The 6,986-nt window shown below is 73.9% G+C and carries 7 protein-coding genes; 2 read left to right on the top strand and 5 right to left on the bottom strand.

All coding sequences use genetic code 11. The annotated features are described in order from the left end of the window. From FM076_RS21995 to sigE, 4 genes are all read right to left on the bottom strand, one after another. The coding region (locus FM076_RS21995) for a sec-independent translocase (RefSeq protein WP_173872697.1) at window positions 1-391 on the bottom strand (391 nt) is incomplete at its 3' end. Between the two features lie 217 nt (window positions 392-608). After that, window positions 609-1,712 (bottom strand): S1C family serine protease, encoded by a 1,104-nt coding sequence (locus FM076_RS35060; RefSeq protein ID WP_345945156.1) that lies wholly within the window; start codon window positions 1,710-1,712, stop codon window positions 609-611. Window positions 1,713-2,708: 996 nt separating this feature from the next. Next, a complete protein-coding gene (locus tag FM076_RS21985) occupies window positions 2,709-3,851 on the bottom strand; it encodes a zf-HC2 domain-containing protein (RefSeq protein ID WP_173872695.1) in 1,143 nt (380 codons plus the stop codon). Then, window positions 3,848-4,624: an RNA polymerase sigma factor SigE gene (gene sigE / locus FM076_RS21980; RefSeq protein WP_173872694.1), complete on the bottom strand. Its 777-nt coding sequence runs from the start codon at window positions 4,622-4,624 to the stop codon at window positions 3,848-3,850. The genes FM076_RS21985 and sigE overlap by 4 nt, the downstream gene beginning before the upstream one ends. A 127-nt stretch (window positions 4,625-4,751) precedes the next feature. Here sigE and FM076_RS21975 point away from each other — a divergent pair, with 127 nt between their 5' ends. Continuing rightward, window positions 4,752-5,447: an O-methyltransferase gene (locus FM076_RS21975; protein WP_173872693.1), complete on the top strand. Its 696-nt coding sequence runs from the start codon at window positions 4,752-4,754 to the stop codon at window positions 5,445-5,447. A 258-nt stretch (window positions 5,448-5,705) separates the two neighbouring features. Here the strand turns inward: FM076_RS21975 and FM076_RS21970 are convergent, their stop codons facing one another. Continuing rightward, the gene (locus FM076_RS21970) at window positions 5,706-5,873 is read right to left on the bottom strand and encodes a DUF3117 domain-containing protein (RefSeq protein WP_016469583.1); all 168 of its coding nucleotides are present in this window, start codon (window positions 5,871-5,873) and stop codon (window positions 5,706-5,708) included. A gap of 310 nt (window positions 5,874-6,183) precedes the next feature. Here FM076_RS21970 and FM076_RS21965 point away from each other — a divergent pair, with 310 nt between their 5' ends. Next, on the top strand, window positions 6,184-6,972 hold the full coding sequence (locus FM076_RS21965) for an enoyl-CoA hydratase-related protein (RefSeq protein WP_173872692.1): 789 nt from the start codon (window positions 6,184-6,186) through the stop codon (window positions 6,970-6,972). The last annotated feature ends 14 nt before the right edge of the window (window positions 6,973-6,986 follow it).

Raw genomic sequence — 6,986 nt, 5'->3', positions numbered from 1 at the left:
CCACCCGGCCCGAACCGTTCTTCGCACCCCGCGCGCCGTTCGAGCCGGAACCGCCCGAGGAGCTGTCGGTGCCGTTGACCGCGTCGGTGACTTCGGCCAGATCCTTGCGGAAGTCGAAGGTGTTGCTGATCTCCTTGAGACCCAGGTCGTCGTTGTCCAGCAGGTGCTTGCGGGCGAACGTCTTCGGGTTCAGGTCCTCGAACTCGAAGTCCTTGAACTCCGGCCCCAGTTCGTTGCGGATGTCCTGCTTGGCGCTGTCGGAGAACTGCCGCACCTTGCGGATGAAGGCGGCCACGTCCTGGATCACCTTGGGGAGCTTGTCAGGGCCGAACACCAGAACGGCGAGCACGATGAGCGTGACCAGCTCCAGTGGTCCTATATCGAAGAACACCGCGCAGCTCCCTCACTCCGTCCATGGCCCACATGGCCACCAGTCACGGTACCCGCCCTCCACACGTACGCGGGACCCCGCCCTCGCCCCGGACCACACCGGACACCCACATGTCGCGGCCCGTTCCCGCCCCGTTCCGGCGCACCCCGCACCGCGGCGCGGCACCGGCCCGCCGCGGCCCGGCCCCCGGCACTCACCCCGCCGCTCACGCCAGCACTCACCCCGTCGCGGAACCGAGCGTCACGGTCACGCTCCGCTCCCCGCCGCCGTCCCGCCGGACCTTCAGTCCCAGCCGGTCCCCGGGCCGGTGGCTGCGCACCCGGACGATCAGCTCCTCGCCGTCCGCCACCGGTCTGCCGCCCACCTCGGTGATCACATCGCCCTCCTCCAGACCCGCCCGGTCCGCGGGACCACCGCTGATGACCGCCTCCCCACGGCCGCCCGCACCGCCGATCCGCGCGCCCTCGCCCCGGTACTCCATGTCGAGGGTGACCCCTATCACCGGGTGGGTGGCGCGGCCCTCGTTGATCAGCTCCTCGGCGACCCGGCGTGCCTGGTTGACGGGGATCGCGAACCCGAGTCCCACGCTGCCGCCGTGCCCGCCGCCTTCTCCGTCGGGCAATGCGGAATCGCTGCCCCCGCCCTTGATCGCGCTGTTCACCCCGATGACCCGGCCCTCGCTGTCCATCAGCGGGCCGCCGGAATTACCCGGATTTATCGGGGCATCGGTCTGCAGCGCGTCGACGTAGCTCATCTCGCTGCCCGGCTCCTCGCCCCCCGCGGTGATGGGGCGCTCCTTGGCGCTGATGATGCCCGTGGTGACCGTCCCGTCCAGGTCGTACGGGGCGCCGATCGCCACCACCGGGTCGCCCACCCGCACGGCGTCGGAGTTGCCCAGCGGCAGCGGACTCAGGCCCGAAACCCCGGAGACCTTGATGACGGCCAGGTCGTAACCGCTGTCGCTGCCGACGACCTTCCCGGTCGCGGTCTGGCCGCCGTTGAAGGTGACCCGCACCCCGCCACCGCCCTCGGCGGAGTCGACGACGTGGTCGTTGGTCAGGATGTGGCCGCGCCGGTCCAGCACGAAGCCCGTCCCCGTCGCCTCCGCGCCGCCGTCGCGCGCGTGCAGGGTGACGACTCCGGGCAGCGTCTGCCGCGCGATGCCCGCGATGCTGTCCTTGGGCCGGGGGCCGCCCCCGTCCGCAGGGCCGGCCGCCGTCTGCGGCAGCCGCACATCGCTCACATTGCCGTTCCGCTCGACATACGCACCGATCAGCCCGCCCACTCCCCCGGCCACCAGCGCCAGCACCACGGCTCCCACCGCCAGCCGCGTCCCGCGCCGCGACCGCGACCGCGACCACGACGGCCGACGGGGCGGTGCCTGGAGAGGCCGCGCCTCAAGAAGCTGGAGGGGCTGCGTCAGCTGAGGCGGTTGGTGCGGGTGCGGGTGGGGGTGGAAGTGGGGCGCCTGGGGAGAGTACTGGGGCTGGTGGGGTTCGGGTGTCGTGACAGGGTGCGGCTGCTGAGGGAGCTGGGTCTGCGAGCCCTGCTGGGCCTGCTGGTGCTGTTGCGCCTGCCGGCACACCCTGGGGCCCTCCGCGGCGCCGGGGGAGCCCGTCGCGACCCCGTACGGCGGCGTCACTCCGGCAGCCGGCACCTGGACGCCCTGCGGCGGTGTGCCCCCGGGCCGCTGGACGGGCGGTGCCGGCGCCCACGGCCCCGGCCCTCCGTACGGAGGCGTGGAGTACGGGTCCACTCCGTGCAGCGGCTCCGGCCGTCCAGCGGCCACGGCCTCCGCCCCGGCGGCCGGAACCGTCCGCGAGGGCGTGGCGGGCTCCGACCGTGAGGCGCCGCTCCTGGCGGCACCACCGTGTGGGGACTCGGGGTGGGTGCGGGTGGCTCCGGTGGCGGTGTGGGCCTCGTTCGGAGGGTTCCTCGCCGGGGTGGGGTCGGGTGGTGCGGGGGCCTGTGGGGGCGTCTCAGCCGCTTCGGGAAGGGATGGGCCGGCTGCGGGGGCCGGCTGCCCGTCCGGGGTGCGGCGTGGGCGGCTCCGCCACTTCGGCGGCTGCCTGGTGGCCTTCGGCTCGTCCATGCTCTCTCCAGCTGGTCACCCGCACTGCTGTCCTCCCCGGCCGCCTCCTGGCGTACGGTCCGGGGGCCGGCCCGGACGGTTCCCGAGGAGGTGCCCGGCGGTGCCCCGGCCGGGCGGCAGGGCGTCGATGAGGATTCAACCAGGTGTGCCGGGCCCGGCACAGCGGGCGTCAACGCACCACTGTGTCAACGCGCGAGCCCGGCACCACGCAACGGTTCGGTGTGCTCAGTGTCCTGCCCGGCTCAGGGAGACGGGGCCGGGTGCTGTGGCCAGCGGGGCCCGGCCGGGGAAGGAGCGCAGCACCGTCGGGTCGTGCCGCACCTCATGGCGGGAGGCTCTTCCGCTTTCCCCGGGGGCCGGAGAGGGCTTCCCGCTCAGCGCGCTCAGGGCTCCGGCGGCGTCGGACTGGCCGTACCAGCCGGAGGCGTTCGTGGCGGGCGAGATGCGCCGCGGGTGCAGCGCGGAGAGCGTCGAGAGCGAGGACAGCGGGGAGGCCGCGGAGCGCTGGAGCAGGCTCACCGGCGCCGTCAGCCGCGCGGCGGGGGCCGTGGCCCCGTGCGAGGCGGTCGGCGCGAAGGTGGGGCCGGAGGTGACGCGGGTGCTGAGCGCGCCGCGGTGCTCGCCGCCACGGCGCCGGTTGTCCCGGGCGGTGCCCGAGCCGGCGGCCGAGCCCGTGCTGCGCACCGAGTTCGCCGAGGGGCTGTCGCCGCCGCCCGTCGAGCCGTTGGCCGCACCGGAGGCGAGCGTCCCGCCGAGGGCCAGGGCCGCGAGGGAGAAGGCCCCCGCCGCGGCGAAGGCGAAGCGGCGCCCGCGCGAGGCGGAGCGCTCCCGCTCGGCACGTTCCCGCTCGGCCCGGTCGAGACGCTCGGTGCGGTCGAGACGGCCGGGGCGGCCGGCCCGGCCGAGGTGCTCGGGGCGGCCGGGGCGGGGGGTCTCGTGTATGCGGAAGCCGTGCCGGGGCGCCAGCGCGCCGCGCCCGCCACCGCTGACCGGCAGGTAGTCGAACTCCCACGGGGAGCGGTCGGGGCCGCCGGGCAGCTCGGCGAACGAGAACGCTCCCGGCTCGTCGCGCTCAGCGGAGGAGGAGCCCGGGCCTCCGGGGCCGAGGGGGCCGTGGTCGTCCATGCCTCCCGGGAGCAGGCCGCCGGAGGCGGGAAGACCCTGGAGGCGGGCGAGGAGGCCCTCGGAGGGCGGTGGGGGCGCCGCGTCCGCGAAGACGCTCTTCAGCGCCCGCTGGGCGTCCGCCTCTGCCTTGCAGCTCTGGCAGGTCGCCAGGTGGGCGAGGACCCGCTCGCGGGCGTCGTGCCCCAGCTCGCCGTCGACGAGGGCGGCGAGCCGGTCTCCGAGATGGTGTTCGGCGGGGGTCACCCGGCGCTCACCTCCCCGGTCCGGGCGGCCGGCACCACCGCGCTCAGGGCGCGCTGCTGCTGCTCGGCCCGGGACGCGGGCGAGCGGTGCTGGAGCGCCTTGCGCAGGTGGGAGCGGCCGCGGTGGATACGGCTGCGGACGGTGCCGAGCTTCACGCCCAGCGTGGCGGCGATCTCCTCGTAGGAGAGGCCCTCGATGTCGCAGAGCACCACGGCGGCGCGGAATTCGGGCGCCAGGGTGTCCAGGGCCTGCTGGACGTCCGCGTCGAAGTGCGTGTCGTTGAAGTGCTGCTGCGGGGTGGGCTCGCGGCTGGGCAGCCGCTCGGCGGCGTCGTCGGCGAGGGCGTCGAAGCGGATGCGCTGCTTGCGCCGCACCATGTCCAGGAACAGGTTCGTGGTGATGCGGTGCAGCCAGCCCTCGAAGGTGCCGGGCGTGTAGGTGGACAGCGAGCGGAAGACCCGGACGAAGACCTCCTGGGTGAGGTCCTCGGCATCGTGCTGGTTTCCGGTCAGGCGGTAGGCCAGCCGGTAGACCCGGGCACTGTGGGTGCTGACGATCTCCTCCCAGGAGGGAGGGGTCCACGCCTGCGCGTCCGCATCGGTCGCGAAAGTCGCCGTGGTCGCGGAGTCGGCGGTGTGGGCCTGGTCAGCGGTGTCGGTCACGGATTTCGGCTGTCCCGCGGGCCGGCGGAATCGGGAAAAGACGCCGCGGTCCCGGTGCGCAGCCGCACCTCCCCTGTCGGCTCTGGTGGTGTCCACTGGAGCCCCTACCATAGCCACATCTCCCGTTAGCTCCGGATAAGAGTCTTTGCCCGGCTTTGAGGGCCGCCGTTCGACGGCCTCCCCCTCTTCAACGCCCAGTCCCATCAGCAGGTTCCCGGGCCAACGGATACAGTCACGATTGCGTGGAGGACGGGGACAGGAGAGGGCCATTACCGGCAACCGGCAGACGAGCTGGGCGTTCGCCGACGCGTACGGCGCCGAGCTGGTCGAGAGCGCCGAGAGCGAGGCGCTGCGCTGGGCCCGCGCCAGGGCCCAGGAGGCGGGGCTGCGCTCGGTCTCCCCCGCCACCGGTGCGGCGCTGCGGCTGCTGGCCGCGACCGCCGGGGCCAAGGCCGTCGCGGAGATCGGCACCGGTACCGGCGTCTCCGGGCTCCATCTGCTGCACGGGATGCGCCCCGACGGGGTGCTCACCACGGTCGACATCGAACCGGAGCGGCAGCAGTTCGCGCGCGAGGCGTTCCGCGCGGCCGGGTTCGTGGGCAACGGGGGCAACCGGGTGCGGTTCATCCCCGGCCGGGCGCTGGACGTGCTGCCCCGTCTCGCGGACGGCGGCTACGACCTCGTCTTCTGCGACGGCGACCGGAGCGAGTGCCTCGACTACCTCGCCGAATCGTTGCGACTGCTGCGCGACGGCGGACTGATCTGTTTCGCGGGGGTCTTCGCGGAGGGCCGCATCGGCGATCCCTCGGCCCAGCCCACCGAAGTGCTGCGGCTGCGCGAGCTGTTGCGCACGGTACGGGAGAGCACCGCCTTGATGCCCTCCCTGCTGCCGGTGGGCGACGGACTGCTGTGCGCGGTCAAACGCGGTGAGTGACGGCCGGCCCGGCCCGGTCACCGCCGCGGCCCGGACCCGGCGACAGCTTCGCGGCCCGCGCGGCGACTCCGCGTCGGGTACGGACGCCTCCGCCGAAACGGCGCCGTCCGCCTCCCGGGGCCCGGCGTCGTCCGCGCCACGTACGAAGCCCCGCCGGTACGGCGACGCCCCGGGCACGGGGAGTCGCGGGTACGGAGACGCCCCGGGGTGCACGCGTTCCCGCGTGCGCCCCGGGGCGTCGGGTCCGGGCCGGAAGTGTCAGCCGCAGACCTTCTTCAGTTCCTCGCCAAGCGCTGTCGCCTCGTCCGGTGTCAGCTCGACGACGAGTCGCCCACCGCCTTCGAGCGGAACGCGCATGACGATGCCCCGCCCCTCTTTGGTCACCTCGAGCGGGCCATCGCCCGTCCGCGGCTTCATGGCCGCCATGCTCGTTCCCCTTCCTGAAACCAGCCGATCGCGCCGGGGGTCCCGTAAACAGGCACAGCATTCACCGGCATCGAACACATTGCTTCCCGCCCATTATCCCGCATCCCAGGACCCGATGACCAACATCAGTCCGCATCTCTTCCGGCTCGACCACGTACAAAACCGTCCAATGCGGCGATCCGCCTGCGATACTGCCCCGCTCGCTCCTCCTCCCGACGGCTGAGGAGTTTGACGCAGGTCACACCCGCGGGGCCGGGCGGGGCCGGTGCGTGCCCTGTCCGGCTCCGATGATCCAGGTCATGCTGAGCGTATGTCGGACACCGTGCGCTACGAAGTGAACGAGGGGCTCGCGACGGTCACCCTCAACCGTCCCGACGCGATGAACGCCCTCGACAACGAGACCAAGGCCGCTCTGCGTGACACCCTCGAGCGGGCCGCCGCCGACGAGGCGGTGCGGGCCGTGCTGCTCACCGGCAGCGGGCGGGCGTTCTGCGTGGGCCAGGACCTCAAGGAGCACACCGGCTCCCTGGAGCGGAGCGGCGGCAGCGCGCTGAACACGGTGGAGGAGCACTACAACCCGATCACGCTGGCGCTGGCGGGCATGCCCAAGCCGGTGGTGGCGGGCGTCAACGGGGTGGCGGCCGGGGCGGGCGCGGGGTTCGCGTTCGCCTGCGACTACCGCGTGATGGCGGACACGGCGGCCTTCAACACCTCCTTCGCGGGTGTCGCGCTGACGGCGGACTCCGGCGTCTCGTGGACCCTGCCCCGGCTGGTCGGCCCCGGCCGGGCCGCCGACCTGCTGTTCTTCCCGCGGAGCGTCAAGGCCGAGGAGGCCCTGGAGCTGGGGCTGGCGAACCGGGTGGTGCCCGCCGCCGAGCTGGCGGCCGAGGCCGGGGCCCTCGCCCGGAAGCTGGCCGAGGGGCCGACCGCCGCCTACGCCGCCCTCAAGGAGTCCCTGGCCTACGGCGCCGCCCACTCGCTCGCCGAGACCCTCGCCAAGGAGTCCGAACTCCAGGTGCGGGTGGGCGGTTCGGCGGACCACCGGATCGCCGTCGAGGCGTTCGTCAACAAGCGGCGCCCGCGCTTCACCGGCCGCTGAGCGGCGCCCCGCTC

It is taken from the genome of Streptomyces albus subsp. chlorinus, assembly GCF_013302895.1.
Classification (GTDB): domain Bacteria; phylum Actinomycetota; class Actinomycetes; order Streptomycetales; family Streptomycetaceae; genus Streptomyces; species Streptomyces chlorinus.
This window is presented reverse-complemented; position numbering and strand designations above follow the sequence as displayed.